This window comes from Labrys sp. ALF-8 (assembly GCF_059699065.1).
On record NZ_AP048537.1, the window covers coordinates 2593038 to 2614732 of the forward strand.

At 64.4% G+C, this 21695-nt stretch carries 14 protein-coding genes; 8 read left to right on the forward strand and 6 right to left on the reverse strand.

What is annotated here, in order from left to right; genetic code table 11:
- Positions 1-241: 241 nt before the first annotated feature.
- Positions 242-796 carry a DUF6931 family protein gene (locus tag AC6H34_RS11985; RefSeq protein ID WP_497538961.1) on the forward strand — a complete coding sequence of 185 codons (555 nt, stop codon included), beginning with the start codon at positions 242-244 and terminating at the stop codon, positions 794-796.
- 48 nt (positions 797-844) lie between these two features.
- On the forward strand, positions 845-2167 hold the full coding sequence (gene tagH, locus AC6H34_RS11990) for a type VI secretion system-associated FHA domain protein TagH (protein ID WP_448149758.1): 1323 nt from the start codon (positions 845-847) through the stop codon (positions 2165-2167).
- A 54-nt stretch (positions 2168-2221) separates the two neighbouring features.
- Here the strand turns inward: tagH and AC6H34_RS11995 are convergent, their stop codons facing one another.
- Both AC6H34_RS11995 and AC6H34_RS12000 read right to left on the reverse strand, forming a co-directional pair.
- Positions 2222-4657, reverse strand: coding sequence for a M23 family metallopeptidase (locus tag AC6H34_RS11995; RefSeq protein ID WP_497538962.1), 2436 nt, complete (start codon positions 4655-4657; stop codon positions 2222-2224).
- 19 nt (positions 4658-4676) lie between these two features.
- Complete coding sequence (locus AC6H34_RS12000; RefSeq protein WP_497538963.1) at positions 4677-5111, reverse strand: DUF1036 domain-containing protein; 435 nt, start codon at positions 5109-5111, stop codon at positions 4677-4679.
- Positions 5112-5424: 313 nt separating this feature from the next.
- Between AC6H34_RS12000 and tssK the strand changes: the two genes are divergently transcribed.
- Genes tssK through AC6H34_RS12030 form a run of 6 tightly spaced genes read left to right on the forward strand, consistent with a single transcriptional unit; the run spans position 5425 to position 15671 of the window.
- The gene (gene tssK / locus AC6H34_RS12005; RefSeq protein WP_448149755.1) at positions 5425-6759 is read left to right on the forward strand and encodes a type VI secretion system baseplate subunit TssK; all 1335 of its coding nucleotides are present in this window, start codon (positions 5425-5427) and stop codon (positions 6757-6759) included.
- 11 nt (positions 6760-6770) lie between these two features.
- A complete protein-coding gene (gene icmH / locus AC6H34_RS12010) occupies positions 6771-8243 on the forward strand; it encodes a type IVB secretion system protein IcmH/DotU (RefSeq protein WP_497538964.1) in 1473 nt (490 codons plus the stop codon).
- Positions 8243-11797, forward strand: coding sequence for a type VI secretion system membrane subunit TssM (tssM, locus tag AC6H34_RS12015; RefSeq protein WP_497538965.1), 3555 nt, complete (start codon positions 8243-8245; stop codon positions 11795-11797). Before icmH ends, tssM begins: the two co-directional genes overlap by 1 nt.
- Positions 11798-11801: 4 nt before the next feature.
- The gene (gene tagF / locus AC6H34_RS12020) at positions 11802-12473 is read left to right on the forward strand and encodes a type VI secretion system-associated protein TagF (RefSeq protein ID WP_448149752.1); all 672 of its coding nucleotides are present in this window, start codon (positions 11802-11804) and stop codon (positions 12471-12473) included.
- Positions 12470-13240, forward strand: a complete 771-nt coding sequence (locus AC6H34_RS12025) for a PP2C family protein-serine/threonine phosphatase (RefSeq protein WP_448149751.1) — start codon at positions 12470-12472, stop codon at positions 13238-13240. Before tagF ends, AC6H34_RS12025 begins: the two co-directional genes overlap by 4 nt.
- A 22-nt stretch (positions 13241-13262) precedes the next feature.
- A complete protein-coding gene (locus AC6H34_RS12030) occupies positions 13263-15671 on the forward strand; it encodes a serine/threonine-protein kinase (protein ID WP_497538966.1) in 2409 nt (802 codons plus the stop codon).
- A 69-nt stretch (positions 15672-15740) separates the two neighbouring features.
- Here the strand turns inward: AC6H34_RS12030 and AC6H34_RS12035 are convergent, their stop codons facing one another.
- The 4 genes from AC6H34_RS12035 to tssH form a co-directional block, all read right to left on the reverse strand.
- Complete coding sequence (locus AC6H34_RS12035) at positions 15741-16031, reverse strand: PAAR domain-containing protein (protein ID WP_448149749.1); 291 nt, start codon at positions 16029-16031, stop codon at positions 15741-15743.
- A 243-nt stretch (positions 16032-16274) separates the two neighbouring features.
- Positions 16275-17111: a peptidoglycan-binding domain-containing protein gene (locus tag AC6H34_RS12040; RefSeq protein ID WP_497538967.1), complete on the reverse strand. Its 837-nt coding sequence runs from the start codon at positions 17109-17111 to the stop codon at positions 16275-16277.
- A 482-nt stretch (positions 17112-17593) separates the two neighbouring features.
- On the reverse strand, positions 17594-18928 hold the full coding sequence (locus tag AC6H34_RS12045) for a peptidoglycan-binding domain-containing protein (protein ID WP_497538968.1): 1335 nt from the start codon (positions 18926-18928) through the stop codon (positions 17594-17596).
- Between the two features lie 128 nt (positions 18929-19056).
- The gene (gene tssH / locus AC6H34_RS12050) at positions 19057-21690 is read right to left on the reverse strand and encodes a type VI secretion system ATPase TssH (RefSeq protein ID WP_497538969.1); all 2634 of its coding nucleotides are present in this window, start codon (positions 21688-21690) and stop codon (positions 19057-19059) included.
- Between the last annotated feature and the right edge of the window lie 5 nt (positions 21691-21695).

Here is a 21695-nt window from a genome sequence, read left to right on the forward strand (position 1 = left end):
AACGGGATCGGGCCGCGATCTTCACTCCGGCTCCCTGGCGCGAGGACGCCCACTGCGGGGTCCAAAGACGTGATGATTTCACGTGCAGTTTTTCAGTAGAACGGAAATCCGGGCAGACATTCCGGAGCATTTTTGGTTGGACGAAACCGATAGAAATTGCAAAAATACGTTTAAACAAAGAGTTAGAGCAAAAAATGTTTCCGTTTGAATGCATTTTGCTCGAGCGGTCGAAGGAGACGAGATGAAGCATCTTCGGTTCTCGACGGCCCGACAAGTGATCGACGCCTTCCCGAACCTCCGTGGCGAGTTTGCCGGATGCAACCTCGAACTTGAGCCGTTCGCGTTCGTCGACAGTCTGATGGCGCAGGGCAGCACCCGGCAGGCGATGGCGTTCTGCGCCTTCGTGCTGCCCCGCCGGGATGCCGTCCAGTGGCTGTGCCAGGCGCTGCGCCAGCAGCCGCAGCAACCGGGCGGGACCGACGCGGCGCTGTCGCGACTGGTCGAGGAGTGGCTGAAGAAGCCCGTCGAGGAGACGCGCCGGGCCGCCCTGGACGGCGGGATGGAGGACCCGCTCAAGGGGGCCTGGGCCTGGGCCGCGCTGGCGGCGGGCTGGAGCGGCGGCAATCTTTCGCCCAACACCGAACAGCCTGTTCCGCCCCCGCAGCATCTCACGGGCCATGCCGTGAATGTAGGGCTCACGCTTCTGGTTGCAGGCGTGCCCTTGCCGAAGCAGGGTAGCAAGATGGAAGAGCTGGTCGGCGACGCGGTGGCGCTGCTGCGCCGCGGCGGTTCCTGATTGGTTTTCGCTCGTCTGATTTTGATGTGATGGGACTTCGCAACGACAATGCTGACGCTCAGGATCGAGAACTATGATCGCCTGCCCGACGGCGGGCCTCTGGAGTTCACGATCGACAAGCGCGGTTTCGACTTCGGGCGCGATCAGCACCTCGATTGGACATTGCCCGACCGGAACAGGGTCATCTCCGGCAAGCATTGCGAGGTCCGTTTCTATGACGGCGCCTATTGGCTGACCGATACCTCGACGAACGGCACCTTCCTGAATGGCAGCAGCAAGCGCCTGCAGAGCCCCTACCGCCTAGCCGATGGCGACAGGCTGTCGGTCGGCGACTATGTGCTGGCCGTTTCGGTCAAGCTTGCGCCGGCTCCGTCGCACCCCTCGCAGCAGGCTTCGACGCCGCAGGTCCAGAGCCTGAGCCTGCCGCCGATCGGCTCGGATATCTGGGACAGCCCGCGCGAAGCCCCGCCGCCCATCGATGCGAGCGACCTGCTGCCTCCTGCGCGGCAGGCCGACCAGGCTCCGGATTTCCTGCACCAGGCAGCCTATGTGCCGCCGCCTTTCGAGGAGCCGCAGCCTGTACGCAAGCCCATGCCCGCCTTTCCCTCGCCGATACCGGCCGGCGGCGTCTGGGGCGGCGACGACGAGCAGCCGGCCCGGCCATCCCGGGCGGAACCGCCGGCCGTTGAGGCTCCGCCGGCCTTCGTTGCTGCGGAGGAGCTGGTGGAGCGTCAAAGGCCGCCGATACAAGAGACCAATGCGCTGCCGCCTGCCACCGAGGAAGGAGCGCGCGAGTTCGTTCGCAGGTTCGCCGCCGGCGCCGGTATTCCCGAAGGTCTCTTCGCGGGCGCCGACGCCGGGGACGTGGCAGAGGAGGCCGGCCGGCTCCTGAACCTCGCCTGCCTGCATGTCATGGCGATGCTGCGCGCGCGGGCCGAGGCCAAGGCGCTTTCGCGCAGCGGCAATCGCACGATGATCAGCGCCGACGACAACAATCCGCTGAAATTCATGCCGACGCCCGAGGAGGCCCTTCGGGTGATGCTTGGTCCCAGGACCAGAGGCTATCTCGACGGCAAGGCCGCATTGGAGGGAGCCTTCGGCGATCTCAAGATGCACCAGGTCGCCTTCCTGGCCTCGATGCAGGCGGCGCTGACCGAACTCTTCGATGAATTGTCGCCCGATGCGGTGAAGAACGCAGCCGATGCGAAGAAATCGCTGCTGTCCGGCAAGGGGCGGTACTGGGATCTCTATGTCGAGCGCTGGGCCGCAAGGGTCGGCCGGCGCGAGCATGGCATGCTCGGCGCCTTCCTCGATCTCTATGCCGAACAATATGACAAGCTGAGCGCATCGGTTCGGAATAGGAATTCCTGAATCGAAGCGAGTCCGGGCAGGTTCGCCTGGAACTGTACACCCAGCGCCCGGACATCACTGCAGCAGCGCCAGCACCGATGTCTTGAGCATGGCGAAGGCGGGGTCGCTGGCGAATTTGGCGAGAGGCTCGTTGCTGTTGTCGGCTGTCGCCGTGCCCCCCGAGTCCTGGGGCTGCGGCGCGCCGCCGCCGGAGGGCGCCGCGCCCATCTTCCTGGCGGCCCACGATACCAGGAAGCCGATGGTCTTTCCCTGTTCGAACGGATTTGCGCGCACATGCGCGGCGCCGAAGACGTCCGATATCTGGAGGTCCTGGCGGCTGTTGAGCACTTTTACCGCACCGCCGACGCCGAGAAAATGCGCCAGGTACAAGTTTCCGGGCGTCACGGAATGACCGGCCTGGCGGACGACGGCGGCATTGTCGCGCGTGAACGCGGTCGTCATGGCCCGCGACAGGTCGCAGTTGGTGCGCATCGCCAGGACCTCCTGGCGGCTGCGGCCGACCAGGAGATCGGGACGGTGGAGCCGGATGGTCGTCATCCAGGTGGATTCGATGAACTGCCCTAGCCCCACCGCCGTCGAAAGCGGATTGGCGGCACCACACTTGTTGCCGCTCTCGATATAGATGATCCGGCTCACGAACTGGTCCACGGCGCTGTTGGTGCCGGTATTCGCCTGGATGTCCCCGACCGGATCGACCGGCACGCCATTGTGGCGGACCTCGAAATGCAGGCGGGGCTCGCGGCTCGAGGGCGGCGTTCCGACATAGCCGATCACCTGGCCAGCCTTGACGGCGCTGCCGACCGCCAGCCCCGACGCCGTGCGGGCGAGATAGCCGTACATCGAGGTCTTGCCGTCATCGTGCGACATCCGCACCACGGTTCCGAGGCCGGCCTCGCTTCCGATTGCGGTGACCTGGCCCGCATAGGCCGCGACCACCGGCGAACCGACGGGCGCCGTCCAGTCGATGCCGTAGTTCATGGGCGAGGCGGTGGTAGCGGTCGTATCGGTGCTGCCCTGAGGCCCGAACCTGGCGACGATCACACCGTTGACGGGGGTGACCATGCCGCCGTCCGGCACGCTGCCTTGCCCGGCGGACGACACACATTCGAATTGGGCGCCGGGTTGCGATTGCATGACGTAGCAGTCGAGACTGCCGGTCGTGCGGCCGATGCTGACGAAGACGATGCGCCCCAGGCCCTGCTTCGAATCGCGGGCGACGGGCGAGTAGAGGATCGTGATCGTGTCGCCGGCCTGGACCTTCTGTTCGAGATCCTGCGCCCGCGACAGGAGCATGATCGCCTCGCCGATGACGGGCGCCGGAAGCCTGTTGCGAAGGGCCGTGACATAGATTGCGTCGAGCAGGCGCGGCTGGTCTTCCGGATCAACCTGCGCCGGCGCCAACGGTGCCGCGAAGGGGTCCCGCTGGTACCACGGATCCTCGGACTTCACGTAGGTGCCGACGTCGTTGAGGGCGATCGAGCCGACGAGGTCGGTCTTGCTGTAGACCGTCACCTGTACCGGCTCCATCCGGTTCGGATCCCCGTCGATCGCGGCCGCGCGCACAACGTACCGGTCGTCCCCTTGCAGGTTCGGGCGGCCATAGAACGAGTTGAATGCCTCCCCGGCGGCGGCGGCCTGCTGCGCGTCGAGGCCAAGCCCCTTGAGAGCCTCCGGGAGGCTGATCTGCGACTTCGCGGTCTGGGCAAAATCGGCGACCCTGTCGCCTGAACTCGTGCTCGAAGCTCCGACGACGGAGGAGCCTTCCGTGTCGTCCGGTCCCGATCCGGTGTCCGCGCCGCTGGCGGAGGTCTGTGCCGGGGCATCCTGTGCGACGGCGATGTCTTCCTGCGAGCCCAGGATCGCGACCTGCGATTCAGGGCTCGGCAGGTCAAGTACGTCCTTCAGCCTGAAGACGTCGCTCTTGATGCCCAGGCTGTCCGCTGCCTTGCGCTGCGGATCGCTGGCCAGCTTCATCAGTTGGCGCGGCGCGCTGGCGAGTTGAGGCACGATCACGGGATCACCGCTCAAATCGATGATGCGCGGCTTGATCGCGGCCCTGATGAGCGCCTCGTCTTCCGCCTCGTTGTCCTGGCCCTGGACCGCGATGAGGTTTGCCTGGAGGTCGTCCTCGGGCGTCGCGGCCTGTTGCTGGCCTCGGCCGGACGAGAACAGGTAGATCGTCGTGACCGCCGAGCCGAGGCCCAGGAAGAGGAGGGCCGCCACCATGGCGGCGTAGACCAGGACCCCCGCCGGGCGGCGAGGCGGTGGTGCCGGAGGCTTTTCGGCGGACTTCCCGCCGGCTCCCGCGGGCTCGGGGGCCTTGCCCGCCGCCTTCCTGGGGGAGCGGGCCGCAGCCGGCCGCACCGACGCGATGATCGTGGCGTTGCTGTCTTCCTGGCCCGTTCCGGCCTGCGGGGTCTGCGTCGCATCCTTCGCGCCGTTTGAAGGTTCGGAGGACGCCTGCCCAGTTATGACTGTTTTCTCGTCCATGGCCTGGGCATGCCGTCAGTTAGGGCGTGCTGCCGCGAATGAACACCGTCCACGAACCGGTATTACCGGTGTCGATCTCCTTGAACTTGGCCTGGACGAAGCCGCGCACCCAACAATCCCAGGGCTGGTCCTGCACCTTCTCGATCTTGAACCGCTTGGTGTCGACGCACATGTCCCAGTTTCCTTCGAACGCGCTGTCGCCTGTCGCAGTGGTCGCGTAGATGTAGACATATCTGAGCTTGAGGGCGGCCAGATCATCCTTGATCGGCGTGACACAGGTGTTTCCCGGCAGCGTCCACCAGCCTTCGGTCGTGAACTTTTCGTCGATTTCGGCACCGATGGCCACATTGTACAGGGTCACCGACTGGTTGCACACTCTGAACGCCGCCCGGGCAGGATCGTCCAGGCCAAGAAACAAGCCGAACAAAGACACGGCGAGGCCAAGCCTTCGCAACAGCTTGCATCCAGGGAACAGGTTCAAGCGCACCAATCGACTGTACCACGCGACCAAAGAGCTTGGTATCCGCAGTGCTTGCGCCTGTCTACCTCACAATGGGGGAGGAAATGGCCGGTCGCCTCTTCTAAGGTGCGAAAGTGGGATGGATGTAAAACTGTGAACAGCTTGACTTCCTCAGGTCATATGGCAGAGTTCATAATAAGCCGTGAGAATTCGCTCGGGCAGCGGCCGATCGCTTTTTTGACGAGGCCGTGCGACAGCGTTGCCAGGCCTAGCAATCACATATTCAAATTCTTCGGGCGGCTGATAAATGTCCTGGTATAGCAAAGTCGTTTGGTCAGAGGGCTTGTTCCTTCGGCCGCATCACTTGCAGCAGGGCGATCGCTATCTCGAGCATCTGGTCGAGAGCCGCACCAGCCAGATCACGCCCTATCCCTGGGGCTTCAGCGAGATCGAGATAGACCGCGACCTGGCGCAGCAGAGCAAGTTCGGCTTGCGCCGCGCGGCGGGCATCCTGCCGGATGGAACCCCGTTCCGATTCCCGGGTGACTGTCCGTCGCCGCCGCCCGCCGCCGTGCCGGAGGCCGCGGCCGGGCTTTTCGTCTGGCTCAGCATGCCGATGGCGCAGCCCAACGGCCGAGAGGTGGATGAACCGGAATCGGAAAGCGGCAGCCGTTACGTGGTCAGCTCCGAAACCCTGGTCGATGCGGCCTCCGCGTTGCAGATCGAGGAAGAGATCGACATCGCCGTACCGCGCTTCAGCTACGAGATCCGCAAGACCCCCAAGCCGGGTTTCGTCAACATGCTGTGCGCCCGGATCATCGAGGTCAACGACAAGACCATCGTCTTCGACGAACGCTTCGCACCCCCCGTGCTGGTGGTCGCCGCGCATGCCAGCGTCACGGGCTGGCTGGATCGCGTGATCGGCTGGGTGGAAACGAAGCTGGACGAACTGGCCCGCTTCGCTTCGGATCCGCGCTCGGGTACGAGCATGCAGAGCGTGGACTATTTCGTCCTGCAGATGCTGAACCGGGAAATTCCGGCATTGCGGCATATGCGGCGCTCCAAGTACACGCATCCGGAACGGCTCTATGTCGAGCTGCTGCGCCTTGCCGGGGAACTCGCCACCTATTCTACCAGGGAACGGCGCGCCAATGAATATCCGGCCTATGACCACGACAATCCGGGCGGCACCTTCGCACCCGTCCTGGCGGACATCCAGCGCTTCCTGAGCGTCGACATCAGCCGGGCAATCCGCCTTGAGATTGTTGAGAAGGCCACGAACGCGTTCCTCGCGACCGTCACCGACCGCAACCTGTTCCGGGCCTCGACCTTCGTGCTCGAAGTGGCGGCGCAGCGCTCGCTCACGGAATTGCAGACGCAGTTCCCGGCGCTGTTCAAGGTCGGCCCCAATACGCGCATGAATGAAATCGTGCATGCCCACCTTCCGGGCATCGGGCTCATTCATCTGCCGACGCCGCCGGCGCAGATCCGGGCGATCACGAGCCATGTCTACTTCGCGCTCGACCGCATGTCGCCGCTATGGCCGGAATTCAGCACGGCGAGCGGTATCGGCATGCACTTTTCAGGCGACTGGCCCGGACTTGAACTCAATCTCTGGGTCGTGAAGGAAGATACGAAGTAGGATATGGGCAAATGACGAGCGGCAAAGGCCCGTTCGGGTCTGACCCGGAATCCGAGAAGACGGTCATCAAGCCGAATCCGGGCGGGCGCCGCGACGGCCGCGCCGCGCCTTTCGGCGGCGGCACGCCATCTCCAGGCCCGGCTCCTGCCCAGGACATCTGGGGCGGCGCGCGAGTCGCGGCCGGCTCCGGAAGCCCGCCGCCGCCCTATCCTCCTTTGGGCACGCCGCAGCCGCAGGCGCCTTTGCCGCCGGGGCCTTCCGCCATCGACCTCGGCTCGCTTGGCGCCAGCGACCAGACCGGCGGTCCAAATCCGATCCTGGAAGCGGCCATGCCCCTGCTTCTTCTGCTCGGCAATATCCGCATCGCCCGGCAGGTTCCCCAGGTCGCGCCCATGATGAACACGGTGGCGCTTGGAATCGAGAAGTTCGAGGCCACGCTCCAAGCGCAGAACATTCCCGAGCCGCATGTGCGCACCGCCAAATATGTCCTTTGCGCAACCGCGGACGACATCGTGCAGAACCTGCCGAGCTCCGACCGGAACCTCTGGACGCAGTACAGCATGCTGAGCCGCTATTTCCAGGTGCGCGACAGCGGTGTCGGCTTCTTCGACGAACTGGCCAAGCTGCGGCAGAACCCGCAGATCAACCATGATCTTCTCGGCCTCATGCATGCCTGCATGTCGCTGGGCTTCGAAGGCAAGTACCGCGTTGCGGGCGGCGACGTCCCGCATCAGCAGATCCGGCGGGATATCTACGAGACGTTGCGCGCACGCGAGGCACGTGTCACGGACGACATCTCGCCGCACTGGCGAGGCCAGGACATCGCTGCCGCCTATGTGCGGCGGACGGTGCCGCTCTGGGCCGTGACTTCGACCGCGGCCGGCCTGCTGCTGCTCTGCTTCCTGGTCTTCCGCTGGCTGCTAGGCGACCTGTCCGACACGGCCAGCGCGGAGTTGCTGGCGCTGCACCCGACGGGCGACATTCATCTCTACCGCACCGTCCCTGCGCCACCACCGCCGCCACCCCCGATAAAGGTCACGACCCAGCTCGAACGCATCCGCGAGCGCCTGAAGGACGATATCGCCGCCAAGAAGGCGTCCGCGGACTATTCGGGCAAGGATATCGTCGTACGACTGCTGAACGATTCCCTGTTCGACAAAGGCAGCACCACGGTGCGGGACGACGCCGTTCCGGTCATCGGGCATATCGCCGCCGCGCTGGACAAGGAACCTGGCCAGATCCGCATCGTCGGCCATACCGACAGCACGCCCGTTCGCGCCACCGTGCGGTACAAGGACAACCAGCAGCTTTCCGAGCAGCGTGCCCAGGCTGTCGAGAAGATCCTCGTCACCAGCGTATCCGATCCGCAGCGCCTGACCACATCGGGGCTCGCCGACACGGCTCCGATCGATCTGAGCAATACGGCCGAGGGCAGGGCGAGGAACCGGCGTGTCGAAGTGTTCATCCCGCGCGAGGACATGTGATGAAGCGCTGGATCATCCTCATCGTCAGCATCCTGGCCGTAATCGCGCTGTGCGCCGTGATCTGGTTCGTGCTGCCGCTCGTCGCCGTCGCTGGCATCGAGCCCTTCGACAATCCCTGGCTGCGGCTTGCGCTGATGGGGCTGGTCCTCGCGATCTATTTCGGCTGGCTCGCCTATCGTATCTACAAGCACGGGCAATCCGCCCGGGCGCTCGCCGAGAACATCGCCGTGCAGGAGCCGGAGGACGACGGTTCCGACGCCGTCGTGCTCGCCGACAAGATGCGGGACGCCCTGCTGACGCTCAAGGGCTCGCGGCAGGCCAAGGGCGACTTCCTCTATGAACTACCCTGGTATCTGATCGTCGGGCCACCCGGCGCGGGAAAGACGACCGCGCTCATGAATTGCGGCCTGAAGTTCCCGCTGGCTGCTCACGCCGGGCCGATCGCGGGCAGCGGCGGCACGCGCTACTGCGACTGGTGGTTCACGGAGGACGCCGTCTTCATCGACACCGCCGGCCGCTACACCACGCAGGATTCCGATACGGAGTCGGATCGCAAGAGCTGGCTCGCCTTTCTCGATCTCCTGAAGCGCCATCGGGAACGGCAGCCCATCAACGGCGTGCTGGTCGCCATCAGCATCGGCGACATGCTGGCCATGAAGGAGGCGGAACTCGGGGCCCATGCGGTGGCGATCCGCAAGCGCCTCGCCGAGCTCAACAACCGGCTTCAGGTCGATTTTCCCGTCTACGTCATCTTCACCAAGGCCGACCTCATCGCCGGCTTCATGGAATATTTCGGCAATCTGGACCCTGAGGAACGCAAGGCCGTCTGGGGCGCGACTTTCCAGACCAGGAACAAGAAGGAAAATCGCGTCGGAGACGTTGGGCCGGAGATCGATCTCCTGATCTCCAGGCTTACCGCGGAACTGCCGGACCGCCTGCAGGACGAAGCCGATCCGGTGTCGCGCGTGCGCCTCACGGGCCTGCCGTCCCAGCTCGCCACCCTCAAGCCTACGATTACCCGCTTCCTCAACCAGATATTCGAGCCGACACGCTACCAGACCAGTGCCGCGCTCCGTGGCTTCTACTTCACATCCGGCACCCAGGAGGGGACGCCGATCGACCAGCTGCTGGGCTCGCTGTCCCGGGACCTCGGCCTGCAGGCCGGCGCCAGCATTGCCTATTCCGGGCGCGCCAAGAGCTTCTTCCTGGAACATCTGCTGACCAAGGTGGTGTTCGGGGAGGCCGGCTGGGTTTCCACCAATGCGGCCGCGGTGCGCCGCAAGCTTCTCCTGCAGACGTCGGGCTATGTACTCGTGGCCGGCCTCACGCTTGCGGCGCTCGCGGGGTGGTTCACCAGCTTCTATTCCAACAGGACCCTGGCCGAGCGGACGGATGCCGCTTCGGCCACCTATGCGAGCGACACGGCTTCGCTGCTCAGCGAGGATCCCGTCAACGATGCCGATTTCGCGCGGATCATCGGGCCGCTGGACAAGCTGCGCGGCTTTCCGTGGGGCTACGACAAGGTAGATACCGATCCGCCGACGAGCGAGACATTGGGCCTCGGGCAGCACAAGCGCATCGGAACGGCGAGCGTCGCGGCCTACCGCGACGGCCTGGACCGGCTGTTGCGCCCGCGCATCCTCTTCCATCTCGAAAAGCGCCTCGCCGATCTGCAGGACAAGCCCGAACAGCTCTACGAGCCCCTCAAGGTCTACATGATGCTCGGCGGCGACCCCAATATCCCGGTCGATACCGCCCTGATCGAGGGGTGGATGCAGGGCGATTGGGAAAGCCTCTATCCCGGTGAGCCCAACAAGGCCGCCCGCGACAGCCTGAGCCGGCATCTCGACGCCATGCTCAACATCGAGAGCGTACCCCCGCGCCCGATCGCTCTCGATGGCGATCTGGTCAAATCGAGCCAGATCGCGCTGACCCGGCTGTCGCTGGCCGAGCGCGCCTTTGCGATCATCAGATCGACAGCGCATGACCAGAGTGTGAAGGATTGGACCGTTGCGGGCCACGCCGGTCCGGACGCAGCGGTGGTCTTCGGCACCAATGACGGCACCCCCGTCGAGAGTGTCGGCATCCAGGCGCTGTTCACCTACGACGGCTTCTACACGCTCTTCCTCGACAAGATGAAAGCGGTGATGTCGCTGCTGCAGAACGAGCGCTGGGTGCTGGGAGAGGCAGGGAGCACCCAGGCCCTCGACGAGCAATACGCCAATCTCGGCCCCGATCTCTTCCGCATCTACGACCAGGAATTCATCAAGGCCTGGACGGCGGCTCTCGGACGGCTGAAGCTCAACAGTTTCGCAGCCGACAAGCCGACCTATGCGACGCTGCGCGCCGCCACCGGTGCGGCATCGCCGATCAAGCTGCTGCTGGAGTCGATCTCGTCGGAGACCAAGCTGACGGAAGCCAGGCCGTCATCGGGCAACGACGTGGCTGGCAAGCTCATGGACGCGGCAGGAAAGGCCGCTACCAAGGCCGCGGGCAAGCTCGGCGACATGGCGGCGATCGGCCTCGACGCCGCCAAGAAGTCCACCGGGCGCGGCGGCAATGTGGACGCACCCTTCGTGCCGGGCGCCATCATCCAGGAACATTTCCGCCGCTATCACGAACTTGCCGACAAGAAGGGCGACAAGAACCAGATCGACCTGCTCGTGGAGCAGTTGAAGGGCCTCTATCAGAGCCTGATCGACGAACAGGATTTCGAAAGGGCGGTGCAGGCGCGGCAGAACATGCAGACGTTCCTGGGCTCGATCGCCACGAGTTCGTCACGGCTCGAAACGCCCTTCGATACCATGTTCAAGGACGCCATGGCGGAGTTCGAGCAGAAGATCATCGGGGAGAAGGTGGCCGACCTGAAGGGCGACCTGAACGGCTCGGTGACCCGCGAATGCCTCAACATCACCAACAACAAGTACCCCTTCTCGCCGAACAGCAAGCAGGAAGTGCCGATGGGGGAGTTCGGCCGCCTCTTCGGGCCGAACGGCATCTTCGACACGTTCTACCGCGAGAAGCTGGCGGGGCTGGTCGATACCTCGGGCGCCGTCTGGGACTGGAAGCAGAACTCCAAGTTCAGCCAGGCGCTTTCGTCGCAGTCATTGCACCAGTTCCAGAATGCCGCCCGCATCAAGGAGGCGTTCTTCGGCGGCCAGGGCAGCGCGCCCAATGTGAAATTCGCGCTCCTGGCGCAGACGATGAGCCAGAAGACGGCGTCCGTGACGTTCGAGGTGAATGGCACCAAGCTGGAGAGTCCCTTCGGCGTCGTCTCGCGCGGTGATTTCGAATGGCCGGGAAGTTCGCCGGACGGCACCGCCTCGATCACCATGCCGGAAAGCGACGGCGCCACGCCCGCGCTCCGCTTCACCGGCGCCTGGGCCCTGTATCGCCTCCTCAAGGAGGGTGCCATCCGCCAGTCTGGCAACAAGGCGACGGCACGCTTCGTGGTCAGCGGCCGGGAGGTCACCTACCAACTGACCTTCGACACGCTCGACAATCCCTTCACGATTCTCTCGCAGCTCAAATTCGCCTGCCCCTCGGATCTGTAGCGACATGATGACACCATGCGCCATGTTCGGAAAACTGCCCTCCAAGCGCGACTTCGTATCGTACAACATGCAGCGGCCCTTCCTGGACCAGTGGGAAGCCTGGCTGCAGGCTGCGGTCGCGGCCAGCCGTCATTCGCTGGGGGAGCGCTGGCAGGAAATATTCCTCGGCTTTCCCATCTGGCGTTTCTGGTGCGGGCGCCGAATTTTCGGCAATGCCGTGACTGGGGCCTTGATGGCCTCCGTCGACGGGGTCGGGCGCTACTTTCCGCTGACGATCTGCGCGTGCGAGCCGCCGGACATGTATCTCGAACCGCCCCCGTCGCGCGGCCTGGACCAGTGGCATGAGGGCTGCGAGCGCTTCCTGCTGCACATGCTGGACGATCACTTCGAGCGGGAGCCCTCCGAATTGCTGACGCAGCTCCCCTTCCCACCCGCCGCGGCGCGCCTGCCGCCGCCCCAGCGAGACAGCGGTCTCCTCGTATGGCCTGATGGCGGCATGCCGGTCTCCGAGGCCTTCCGTTCGCTCGACATGGCCGACGGGGAAGCCCTCCACGGCGGGCGAAGCTATTGGTGGACGAATGGCGGGGGCGGTGAGCACGAGGCGAGGCTCGTGGTCGTCGACGGCAAGCCCACCGCTCAATTCCTGGCATTCCTCATGACAGGGGAGTTGGCATGATGGAACCGCGGGTGCTCCGCCACGGTCTCACGTTCGAAACCGCCGCCCTCACCCATCCCGGCCGGGTACGCCATCACAACGAGGACAGCATCTTTGCCGATGACGAGCGCGGCATCTGGCTGGTGGCCGATGGCATGGGAGGGCATCGCGACGGCAATGTCGCCAGCGCGATGATCGCCAAGGCGGCGCAGGATATGCGCAGGACGGGTTCGCTCATGGAACTGACCGAGGCCTTCCGGGACGGTATCGACGCCGTCAACGCAGATCTCCTGGCCAGGTCCGGCGGTCAGGCCCATCGCATCGTCGGCTCGACCGTCGCGGCTCTCCTGATCCAGGATGCAAATTACTGCTGCCTCTGGGCTGGTGATTCCCGCTGCTATCTCGTGCGGGATGGCCGCATGGAGCAGCTTTCCCATGATCATACAGAGGTCCAGGAGTTGCTGGACCGTGGAGTGCTCACTCCGGAGGAAGCGGCGAGCTGGCCGCGCCGGAACGTGATCACCCGGGCGGTGGGCGCCATCGACGATTTTCGGCTGGAGCACGCCGCGGGTGTGGTAAGATCCGGCGATCGCTTCGTCCTGTGCAGCGATGGCTTGACCGGCCATGTGAACGATGACGAAATCCTCGCGAGAAGCAGCGGACTGAGCGCCAGTCGGGCGAGCCATGAACTTCTCGAGCTCGCCCTGGCGCGGGGGGGCAAGGACAACATCTCCGTTGTCGTCGTCAACGTCGTCGCCAGGGAAGCGACAACGGTCGTGATGCGATGACAGCCGCTGACGGGAGCCGGATGTGAACGACGACAGGACCCGCATCGCGGTGCGCGGCTCGGCCGTGAGCATCGGCACCGAGCTGAACCAGACCTACTGCATCGATTCACTCCTCGGCGTCGGCGGCATGGGGGAGGTGTTCAAGGGCCACAACATCCAGACCGGCGATCCGGTGGCGATCAAGATCGTTCTGCCCGAGTTCGCGCAGGACGAGACGATCCTCAACCTGTTCCGCAAGGAAGCCCGCATCCTCAATCACCTCAATCACGAGGCCATCGTCCGTTACTATGTGTTCTCGATCGACCCGACCCTGTCTCGGCCCTATCTGGCGATGGAGTATGTCGACGGGCCTTCGCTCGCGGCGCATATAAGAAACGCCGCGCTCGCCGCGTCGGAATTCATGCCATTGCTGCGCCGGCTTGCCGATGGCCTGCACAGGGCCCATCTGGCGGGTGTGATTCACCGGGATATCTCGCCGGACAACGTCATCCTGCCGGGCGGCCTGGTCCAGAATGCCAAGATCATCGACTTCGGCATCGCCCGTTCCGCCAATGTCGGCGGCGAGACGCTTCTGGGCGGCAGCTTCGCCGGCAAATACAACTTCGTATCGCCGGAACAGCTTGGCCTCTATGGCGGTGAGGTCACTCCCAAGTCGGACATCTATAGCCTTGCCCTGGTGATGGCGGGCGCCATGCGCGGACGGCCGCTCGACATGGGCGGCTCGCAGGTCGACGTGATCGAGAAGCGTCGCAGCGTGCCCGATCTCACCGGCGTGCCGAAACAGTTCCATCCCGTCCTCTCGGCAATGCTGCTGCCCGATCCGGCCAAGCGGCCGGCGGATATGGCGGCCATCCGCGATTGGCCGGATGTGCAGCCGGGGCCACGGTCCAAGGCGGAAAAGCCAAAGGCCGTCGTCTCCAAGGTGGCCGAGACCACGCTGCCGAGACCCTCCAATGCGCTGCGCAACGGTGTTTTCGCCATCGCCGTCGTTTCGGTCATGGGTCTCGGTGCGCTCGGCGGCTGGATATACACTCAGCGGGACATGCCTTCGAACGGCGGCAAGGCACCGGCGGCCGATTCGCAGACGCCGCCGTCAGGCAGGGGTTCCGAGCAGGCTACCGGGCCGAAGCCGGCCGGCGGCGAAACGCCGACGTCGAGGACCGAGCCGCAGGCGTCGTCCCCGCCAGGTGGCGCTACGTCCCAGGCCACCGAGCCGAAGCCGACGATTGACGACAGGCAGGCGAAAGTCGAGCTCCAGACGCCGACCCCTCCTGCCGGCGATTCCGGGCAGGCCGTAGGCCCGAAGCCGCCCGGGGACGACAGGCCGTTGCCGAAAGTCGAGCCGCAGACATCGCCTCCGCCGGGTGGTGCCACGCCGCAGACGGCGGGGCCAAAGCCGGCCACTGATGCCCGGCAGGCGTCGAAGATCGAACCGCAGACATCGCCTCCACCGGGCGGCGGCACACCGCAGACGACCGGATCCAAGCTCCCCGGCAATGAGGAGCAGGCAACGAAGGTGGAACCCCAGGCACCGCCGCTGGGTGCCGGCTCGCCGCAAGGCGCGGGAGCGAAGATCTCTGGCGGCGGCAAGCTGGTTGCGAAGGCCGAACCACCGATACCCGAGCAGACGGGTATCAAGCCATCGGAAACCGCGGCGCAGGGCGTTTCCCCCGGTGTCACGCAGCTCAAGTCGCAGGGTGGCTCCGCCAGTCAGCAGGCCGCCCTTCCCAATCCCATCCTGCCGCCTGTCCTGCCGCCTTCCACGACGGTTATGAAGGACTTCGTCACCAGCTTCGGCGCGGATAATTGCTTTGCTGCCATGGCGGACAATGTGACGGCCACGTCCGCGGCCATCACGGCACTCGGCACGGCGGAAGCGAGCCGGAGTTTCACCGATGCGTTCCGGCAGAAGGCCGGGTTCGCGCCATCGGTGACGCTCGATCCCGTTTCCACCCAGCAGTGCGAATTCGTAGGCTCGCTGCGGCGCATGTCGGTCTCCGGTGCGGCACCGCTCAACATTGTCTTGAGCAAGCCGGAGATTCGTGGCGGCGATGCCGATACCGGTGCGCTCGGCGATCCGCTCACCGTCACGGTCACCGGAGGCGGCGAGCGCAACATCTACCTGTTCGTGATGGATCACAAAGGAGGCGTGCAGAACATCAATCGCCTTTGCGCGTCGTGCATCACGATGAAGACAGGGGAGATCGAAGCCGGTCTCAGTCTTTTCGCGCCGGCGAAGGTCGAAGGCGAAAGCCGGCCGCCCTTCTACCCGATGCTGGTCTTTGCGGTCGCCTCGCCAAGGCCGCTCATCAGCATCAATTCGCAGGATGCCTTCGAGGCCGAGGATTTCATCGCGCCTTTCCTGAAGGAGATCACGGGCTCGCGCGATGTGACGACGGCGGTGGGCTTCCTGAAGCTGCGCGACCAATAGTGCGCGGCGAGATGGGTTCCCCTTGAAGCAGTCTTCCGGAACAACCTGTCCATCCGGAGAAAACCGCCGTCATCCGCCGATCAGTACGGTCGGGCACATTCCCACGATCGTGCCGCCATGGATGGTCAGATCGCCGATACGTGCCGCCATCAGGCCATTCACATAGACTGTGGTGGACCCCAGTGCGATGGCATCCGGGGGCCCGACGCAAATACAGAGATCCGTGACGCGCGCCTGCGGCTGTCCGCCGGTCAAGACATTCATGGAGCCCATCACGATCGGGCCGCCCACATGCGGCACCAGCACCGTCACCTGCGGGCAAAGATGCATGTCGCCCATGCGCGAAGCGGGTTGTCCCATTGGTACCTGCCTGTCCGTCCTTCGGGGCGGCGATATCGTTCCAGTCCGGAGCGGGCACAGGCGTCATTACGATGCCATGCCCGATGATGTCGCCTTGCCGGAGAACGTCTCATAGTCCGGAGGCGTCCAGTTCACGCTCTTCGCCATCCTGTCATTTTCCGGGATCTTGGCAAGGGGCGGGAGAGGGCACGGGGCCGTTGCGCCCGGCCGGTCATGCGCGACTGCTCGCCGGCTGCGCTGCATTCACACAGCCCGGCAAAGCGGCGAGCTTCTCATCCTGGCCAGTTGCTTTTCGGTCAGCGCCAGCGGCGTTGGACCATTGCTGGAGTTCGCGAACATCAGGTTGCGGGGGCTGCCAGAGTGGACCGGGGAAAAGGTGCTCGTCAGGAGCACGTGGCCGACCTCATGCGCCATGTCCCATCGCGAGCAGTCATGCGTGACGGCGCAGGCCGGCTTCCCGGTGGCGTGGCCGCCGCAGCCCAGCACATCCGCCTCCTGGAACTTATTGACGATGAAAACCTTGACGTCGCTGGTCGGCACTGGTGTTCCCAGCGCGTGAAGAGCCGCAAACTCCCCGGAATCCATCGTCCAGGTGCAATTCTGGCCGACCACGTTGAAGCGAGCCTCTTCGTCGGGGGGTAATCCCAGGGATTCGCCAGAGGCAAAGAAGACCTCGATGCCGTATTGGGCATAGACGGTCTGGGCGCTCGAAAGCATCTGGTCGAAGGAAACGTCGCTCAGGGCCAGCGAGCGGAAATGAAGGCGAACGCGATGGGTGAAACCGCCGATCTTGCGATCGATTTCCCGGATGGTGTTCTGGCCCAGCTGCCCGTCGACGGCCAGCGGCGGATTGCGGCGCTGGAACTGGGTTACCACGGACTCGGTCTCGAATCCGTACACCCCATCGGGGCTGTAATCGCTGCTTGCCGTCGAGATCGGCATGGCAAAGCCAAGGTCGATCAATGCCATCTGCACCAGATGGACGTGGCGGCCGGACGCCCCGCGCTTCAAGATGTCCTGGCCCGCCTCGATACGTTGCAACGCATGTTCATTCTTGAAGCGAGGGGATGTCAAAGGCATGTTGTGGTCCTTCCTGCTGGCTGTTCTGGTCCATGACACGCAAGGCCGACATCGCTGAACCGGCGTCGGGGCCGGTCCGGATGTGAGATGACCACATCCAGCAACGTGAACTGCCGTCAACCAGTCTTCGTTTGCCTGTTTCGTCGATCCGGAAATAATCCGGGTTCAAGCGGGATCGGCACCCGCGGTGTGGTTGCCTTGGAAGCGCTCCCCGGAAAGCGCCGATACCTGCCTGGATAGGAAGTGGAAGCGAAAATAGTTCGGCTTTGGCCTAATTTTGCTCCAACTCGCTGTCAATACTTGATGATATGCTTGAGAAGCCTCACCGTGCATCCCTCAAAGATGGGATACGTGACGGGCCGCGCACGGATATTCGATGGAAGCAGCGCGGCCCTCGTCTCCGCAAGCCGCCAACCGAACCGTCGACCAAGTAGCGGAATGCACGTTATCCGGGCGTGAAGCGGATCCGCTGGGGGCAGGCTTCAGCGGGTGGGGAGAAGGCTGTTCTGAATGGCGCCGAAGAAGGTGTATTCGGCAATCAGATGATGAACGCGACCCGTGGAAGGAGGCGAATCTATCTTTTCGACGCCGCTGGGTGCCATGGGTGACTTCGCGTCCCAGCGCGGGGGCGGAAAATGGACTGCATTCGGCAGGCTTGGAAGACCGTTGCGCTGGGTATGCCTCTTGATCGTCGGCCCTCCCTTCACCTGGGAGATGTCCGGGTGCGCGATAGTGATGTATGTGCTGTCGAGGTCGATCGCCTCGAGATAGCTGCCGTGCCCCCGGATGGCATCGAAGAGATGAGCGTGGTAGGCAATGCCCGAGCTGAAGCTCGACGTTCCGATATTGACGTGCTGCATGGACAGGGGAAGTGCCGGGGCGTCCGCCGGCAGGTTCATCATCTTCTCCCGTGCGAGCTTTATGATCTCATAGAGCGTTTCCAGCGGACGGTCAGCGAAGACGTCGTTGGACGCATTGGAGCTTTGGGCGGCTGCGTTCCGCATCATGGGAATGAGCAGCGGAATTTTCTTCGCCGCCCCGAGCTGGGGCGCCATGACGTTCAGGTATCTTTGCGCAAGGTCCCGCCAGTCGTTCCCCCAACCGACATAGGTCTTATCGTCTGCGATGACGTGAGGAACGGGCGGGAGGCCCTTCTTGTCAGGATAGACCTGCACCGGTGTCGGGTGGAAGAAGACGTGAAGGACGTGGGAAATGGCCGTCCCGTCCGGCACGAACACGATGACCCAGAAGATCGATCCCTTCTTCTCGACCTTGAACCGCGCCGTCTTTCCCGTCACCGGCGAGAGATCCAGCCACGCCGTCTTGCCAGGCCTCAGGAACGTGCCGGGATCTATCGCCTTTCGGGCCGGTGCCGTCCCGGTCGTGACCGATCCTTCGATCGTCACGTAGATCGACGGATCGGTCATCGCGAAGCTGAGATTGAGATGCGGAACAGGCCCCGGCGGCTCGGGAGGAGGAGGGGGAGGCTGCGGAGGAAAGGGAGGAGGGACGTTTTCCCTCGCGAACATTTCGCGATCCAGGCTCGCGATGGTCAGCTTGCCGACGATATTGTCGGCTTGGGTCTGATAGGCCGGATTGATGATGCTGCGCTTCTGCTTGTAGGACAGGACCGCCGCCGCGGTCGCCGGGCCATAGGCTTCGTCAGGCGTCAGCCTCGCACCTTCGAGTTCGATCAGCGCCCGCTGGATCTTGCCGACATGGGGGCCGCGGGAGCCCGGAGTCACATGCGCGGAATCCAGCTGCGCCGCTGCCTCCAACTGAGGGTCGCCGCGAAAGAGGCTGGATTGAAGGGCCATCAGAAGGTCGCATCCGTGTAATGGCTGAGCCGGGAAACCATATGTCACTCAAGACCGACGAACAACTCGGTTGCGCCGGGAGGTAAAATGCAACCATGGAGGGTCAACACGCCTGCCTCCCTTCCGCTTCAACTCACTCCATATGTGAACTTGTCGTCCTCGATACCCACGCGCGCTTCCTGGATCTCCTTTCCGGCGATCGCCTTGCCCAGGATCTGCTGGGACAATGCCGGCAGCAGCGTATTGGTGACGATGTTATCAACCATTCGTCCACCCGAGTCGGGATCGTTGCAGAGGGAAACGATCTTCTCCACCACGGCATCGTCATAGCTGAACTGCGCACCGTGATTGTCGCGGATTCGCTTACCGATACGGTCCAGCTGCAGCCGCACGATGGCGCCCAGCATATTCCCCGACAGCGGATAGTAGGGGATCGTGACGATGCGGCCCAGGAGCGCCGGCGGGAAGACCTGGAGGAGGTACGGCTTCAGGTCTCCCGCGAGTTGCTCGGGATCCGGCTTCTCCGCGCCGCGGGCCGCGGCATCCATGATCATCTCCGTGCCGGCGTTGGTCGTGAGGATGATCAGTGTATTCCTGAAGTCGATCCTGCGACCCGAGCCGTCCTCCATCACCCCCTTGTCGAAGACCTGGAAGAAGATCTCGTGGACATCGGGGTGGGCCTTCTCGACTTCGTCGAGCAGCACCACGCTGTAGGGTCGGCGACGCACCGCCTCGGTGAGGCGACCGCCCTCGCCATAGCCGACATAGCCGGGCGGCGCACCCTTGAGCGTGGATACCGTGTGCGCCTCCTGGAACTCGGACATGTTGATGGTCATCATGTTCTGCTCGCCGCCGTAGAGGGCTTCCGCCAACGCCAGCGCGGTTTCCGTCTTGCCGACGCCGGACGGGCCCGCCAGCATGAAGACGCCGATGGGCTTGTCGGGATTGTCCAGCCTGGCCCGGTTCGTCTGGATGCGCCTTGCGATCATCTCCAGGCCATGGTCCTGGCCGATCACCCGCCTGGCCAGGATATCGGGAAGGTCCAGGATGGTCTGCACTTCGTCCTTGACCATCCGTCCGACCGGAATGCCGGTCCAGTCCGAGACCACGGAAGCCACCGACTGCTCGTCGACATAGGGATAGACCATCCGCTTTTCGGGATCGATCGCGGCCAGTTCGCCGATGATGCGCGCGAGTTCCTCCCGGGCCGTGTCTGCCTCCGGACCGCCATCGGCGATCCCGCTGCGCGCCGCCATGAGTTTCTCGACAAGGGCCTTCTCGTCCCCCCACTCCTTCTCGATCGCCTCGAGCCGTGTCTTTGCCTGCGCAATCTCGTCCTTCACGGCTCCGATGCGCTTCTCGTCGGCATTGCCGACATCGCGCTCGCGTTCCAGGGCCTGCAATTCGCGCTCGCTGGCGGCAATGGCCACGCGGGCGTCCTCGACGGCCGCGGGCGTCGAACTCTGTGATACCGCGACGCGCGCCGCCGCCGTATCAAGCAGGCTGACGGCCTTGTCCGGCAGCTGCCGGGAGGGGATATAGCGGCTCGACAGCTTCACGGCGGCGACGACGGCGTCCTCGGAGATATGAACGCCGTGATGCTTCTCCATCGGCGCCAGCAGGCCGCGCATCATGTTGCAGCACTGGGCGACCGAGGGCTCCCCGACATTGATCGACTGGAAGCGGCGGGTCAGGGCCGGATCCTTCTCGATATGCTGGCGGTATTCCGACCAGGTCGTGGCGGCGATGGTCCTCAGCGTGCCGCGAGCCAGCGCCGGCTTCAGAAGATTGGCGGCATCGCCCGTCCCGGCCGCGCCCCCGGCGCCGATGAGCGTATGGGCCTCGTCGATGAACAATATGGTCGGCGTCGTCGCAGCCTGCACCTGATCGATCACCGAGCGAAGGCGCTGCTCGAATTCGCCCTTCATCGAGGCCCCGGCCTGCATCAGGCCGACATCGAGCGCATAGAGCCTGCTGCCCTTGAGCGGCGGCGGCACGTCACCGGCCGCGATGCGCTGGGCGAAGCCTTCCACCACGGCCGTCTTGCCGACCCCCGCCTCGCCGGTGAGGATGGGATTGTTCTGCCGGCGGCGCATGAGCACGTCGATGACCTGGCGGATTTCCTCGTCGCGGCCGACGATCGGATCCATTTCGCCGCTCTCGGCGCGCTGCGTCAGGTCGATGGCGAAGCGGTCGAGCGCGGTCGTGCCCTTGGCCGTGGTGCCGGCCTCTCCGCCGGCACCCTTGGCGACCGGACCCGAGCCGTCCACGGGACGCATGTTTTCTTCCACCGACTGCTGCCAGATCTTGCGATGCTCGTTGGTCAGGTGTTCGGCATCGATCATGCGGAACTGCTTCGACAGGCCGTGAAGCGTCCGGGCGAGGCGGGCGTCCTTCAAGATGGCGGTGAGGATATGGCCGGTCCTGACCTGGGTCTCGCCGAACATCAGCGTCGCGTAGTTCCAGCCCTGACTCAGCGCGTCGAAGATATCATCGGAGAAGCCCGGCAGTTCGGTCTTGTTCATGGCGAAGCCCGCGGTGACCGCGCTCAGATCGGTCGCCAGCCTTCCGCCATCGAGCTTGAAGTGCGCAACCGTAAGGGCGAGGTCGCTGCGATCCGATTGAAGGACCGTCTGGAGCCAATGTGCCAGCTCCAGATTGCGATTGCCGGCTCCCTGCGCCAGGCGGAAGGCCTGCATGAAGGTTTCATAGCCGAGCGGGTTCAGTTTTCCGGTGAGCACCTCGAGGCTGACGTCGGCCATTTAAG

Excerpts from the sequence above, each read along its gene's own strand:
- icmH (WP_497538964.1), top strand. The coding sequence starts at position 6,771 with ATGACGAGCGGCAAAGGCCCGTTCGGGTCTGACCCGGAATCCGAGAAG.
- tagF (WP_448149752.1), top strand. The coding sequence starts at position 11,802 with ATGATGACACCATGCGCCATGTTCGGAAAACTGCCCTCCAAGCGCGAC.
- tssM (WP_497538965.1), top strand. The coding sequence starts at position 8,243 with ATGAAGCGCTGGATCATCCTCATCGTCAGCATCCTGGCCGTAATCGCG.
- AC6H34_RS12035 (WP_448149749.1), bottom strand. The coding sequence starts at position 16,031 with ATGGGACAACCCGCTTCGCGCATGGGCGACATGCATCTTTGCCCGCAG.
- AC6H34_RS12045 (WP_497538968.1), bottom strand. The coding sequence starts at position 18,928 with ATGGCCCTTCAATCCAGCCTCTTTCGCGGCGACCCTCAGTTGGAGGCA.
- AC6H34_RS11985 (WP_497538961.1), top strand. The coding sequence starts at position 242 with ATGAAGCATCTTCGGTTCTCGACGGCCCGACAAGTGATCGACGCCTTC.
- AC6H34_RS11995 (WP_497538962.1), bottom strand. The coding sequence starts at position 4,657 with ATGGACGAGAAAACAGTCATAACTGGGCAGGCGTCCTCCGAACCTTCA.
- AC6H34_RS12040 (WP_497538967.1), bottom strand. The coding sequence starts at position 17,111 with ATGCCTTTGACATCCCCTCGCTTCAAGAATGAACATGCGTTGCAACGT.
- AC6H34_RS12025 (WP_448149751.1), top strand. The coding sequence starts at position 12,470 with ATGATGGAACCGCGGGTGCTCCGCCACGGTCTCACGTTCGAAACCGCC.
- tagH (WP_448149758.1), top strand. The coding sequence starts at position 845 with ATGCTGACGCTCAGGATCGAGAACTATGATCGCCTGCCCGACGGCGGG.
- tssK (WP_448149755.1), top strand. The coding sequence starts at position 5,425 with ATGTCCTGGTATAGCAAAGTCGTTTGGTCAGAGGGCTTGTTCCTTCGG.
- tssH (WP_497538969.1), bottom strand. The coding sequence starts at position 21,690 with ATGGCCGACGTCAGCCTCGAGGTGCTCACCGGAAAACTGAACCCGCTC.